We start from the raw sequence: 2,946 nt of genomic DNA, 5'->3' as shown, positions 1-2,946 counted from the left end.
GGTGACGTTGTACTTGGGACAGCTCGGGGGGATGGTGTAGATCACGGCCGGGATGGTGTCCGCCACCGTCCAGGGACCGGTGGGGGAGGGGGCGACGAACCAGACCGCCTGGTAGCAGCAGTAGTACGCGTCGTTCACCCGGAGCACGTCGTTCGGGGTGTTGACGGCGTACGCCACCACCGTGCCCTCCACCGTCTGGAACTGGGGATCGCCGGAGTACTTCACGTCGACGGTGACGGCGCCGCGCTGGACCTCGGCCTTGTGGGGCGCCTGGGCCAGCATGACCGCCTCCTGCGCCTCGGGAGTGCCGGGCACCGACGCGCGGACGGCGGCCCTGGGGTGGTCCGGCGGGATCTTCGCGAAATCGGCGGGCAGGGCGTCGCTCGCGTACGTCCAGGGCCCGTCCAGCGACGACGCGCGGAACCAGCGTCCGGACACCAGGTAGTAGAGCGTCCCGTCCGGCTCGTGCCGGAACAGGTCGCTGTCGGTGTTGGCCACCCAGGCCAGCTTCGTTCCGGTGACGGCCTTGAACTTCGGCGCGCCGTCCAGCAGGATCAGCTCCGCCGGCTGGACGCTGACGAACACCGTGGGCATTGTGCCTTTGGTGATCGTCTTGCCGGGGAGGTGCTTTCGCACCTCGGCCCAGTTGTCCTCCGCGGGCAGGCTCCAGAAGCTCCGGGGGAGCTTCGTCACCGGCGCCCACGGACCGGTGGGCGCCGGGGCCTGCAGCCAGCTCTCGCCGTTGAGCAGGTAGGTCGTCGGCTGGTCGTTTTCCTGGAACACGTCCCAGTTCGTGTTGACGGCGAAGCGGAGGCCGGTGCCCTCGATGGGGGCGAACTTCGGCTCGCCGTCATAGATCACCAGCACCGCCGGCGTCTGGCTGTGCAGGATGACGGGCGGCGCCGGCTGGGCCGGTGCGGCGGCCGCGGGCGCCGCGGGTTGGCCGGACGGCGGGGCCGCCCCGCCGCCCGGGGTGGTGACGTGGGCCAGGATCGCGTCCACGGACAGCTTCATCGGCGCGGCGGGCACGACGCGCGCGAGCAGCGCGGTCAGTCGCTGGGCGGTGGCGTCGTCGGCGGCGGGGAAATTCGCCTTGAGGATTTTCAGGTTGTACAGCACCACCGTCCGGGTGGACAGGTCGGTGGTGGTCTCGCCGGTGAGCTGCAGCGCCGCCGGCACGGGGCGGGCGGCGCCCGGCTCCAGGATCTCCACCGCCAGGCGGAAGTCCAGCCGGACGTAGAAGCCCCAGTTGTCCACCTGCGGCTGGTAGGCGGTGATCCGGGTGCCGTCGGGCAGCGTCTTGACTCTCGGCCACGGGGCCGGCTGGGCCCCCGGCACGCAGACGGTCGCGGCGGCCAACCCGACGAGGACAGCCGCGGCCAGCAGGATCCGTTTCATGATGCGCCCTCCGCGGTCACTGCCGCTGGTAGTTGAAGTTCTCGATCGTGGCCGACACGTCCTTGCCCGGCACGTTCACGATGACCCGGGCGGCATACTGCGGCCCGCCCGGCACCTGGCCGAAATCGAGCTGGCCGCTGACGGCGTCCTCGTCCAGAACCGTCTGGAAGGCGAACCGGCGCGTGCCCTTGGTCGCCGGATCGAGCCAGAAGGTCACCGTGTCCTTCGGTTGGATGAAGCCGCCGGCCGTGACCTGGACCGTGCCGTCTGCGGCGTGGCTGTAGGCGGCCTTCGCGTAGAAGTCCATCATGGTGCCCGGCGTGGGCGCCATGTATTCCTTGACCAGATCGGACAGCGTGTCCGCCCAATCCTTGAACTCCTCGATCTTCTTCTCCTTGATCCGGCCGCGGATGCCGTGTGCCTTCTTCTCCTCGGGCGGCGCGGTGAGCCGCGTCTTCTGCAGCTTGCCGTCGGCGTCGAACCGCATCTGGTACAGCGTGGCCGGCTTGGGCTCGCCCTTCAGGGAGAACGCCACGCGCATCTGCCAGGTGTAGTGCCGTGTCAGCTCGGCATTTTTCTTGGCGCTGGCCGCGTACTGGCTGGCCATGGCCGCCGGGTCCGTCCCCTGTGCGTGCACGGCGAGCGCGAGGGCGCCCAGGGCGGCGGCAATGGTGACTGCTTGCAGTCCCAGGCTGACGATCGATGATGGGTGTCTCACGGGATGACCTCCGGGCAGGATTCCAGCCCATAACTACCACAAATCGGTTGCGGTGGCGACAGGATTTAATCGTCGGCAGCCGGCGGTCGGCAGGCTGTGGGAAGTGAACGGTGAACGGTGAACAGTGAACAGTGAATAGTGAGGAGATAGGAGATAGGAGAATGGGAGTTGCGATCTCTTCGTGCTCGAAATCGTGCTCGTAATTCGTAATCATGATCGTAATCGTGATTCGTGCTCGTCATCGAGGCTCGATGCTCGAGACTCGAGGCTGGTTCCCGTAACGCGGACATCGGAATTCGGACCTGGGACCTGGGTGCTGTGACCTGGGTACTGGATCCGTGCTCGTGATCGTAATCGGGCTGTTTGAAAGTTAGAACGTCGGAATGTTCACAAGTTCCCAGTTTCCAGGTTCAGAATCAGTTGTTAGTTGATCAATGAATGCTGCGTGTCCTTTGTGACTTTGTGGTGAGCATTTCGAGTCGAGGCACGATTACGATTACGAATTACGAGCACGATTACGAGCACGGATGCCAATTCACCGATTCACCCATTCACCGCTCCCCTGCCCATGGCACGATCCATCAATTGGCAACATGGAGGTACCGCGAGCGGCAGCGAGCGGCGCGAAAACCCGCTCGTCACGCCTCAACCCAGGCGCCCAACTACTCTGTACCTGCCGCTTGAATGCCCGTCCGGTCAACGATCCAACCATCTCCCGCTAGCGGAAATCACACGCCACGATGCAAGCGCCGCACTGCCGCCACGGTGATGGAATAGCGTCGCGGCGCCGACCGGTCGTGGCGGCTGGCCCCTCGCGCCGCTCGCTGCTG

2 protein-coding genes are annotated in these 2,946 nt (G+C 66.2%); both read right to left on the bottom strand.

The features are described from left to right. Positions 1–1,398: hypothetical protein (locus KA248_15810; GenBank protein MBP7831373.1), on the bottom strand; the 1,398-nt coding region annotated here is incomplete at its 3' end. A 16-nt stretch (positions 1,399–1,414) separates the two neighbouring features. Beyond that, complete coding sequence (locus KA248_15805) at positions 1,415–2,116, bottom strand: hypothetical protein (GenBank protein MBP7831372.1); 702 nt, start codon at positions 2,114–2,116, stop codon at positions 1,415–1,417. Positions 2,117–2,946: the final 830 nt, after the last annotated feature.

It is taken from the genome of Kiritimatiellia bacterium (assembly GCA_018001225.1).
Taxonomy (GTDB): Bacteria; Verrucomicrobiota; Kiritimatiellia; order CAIQIC01; family JAGNIJ01; genus JAGNIJ01.
Note: the sequence above shows the minus strand (reverse complement) of the source record. Positions and strands in the feature narration are given on the sequence as shown.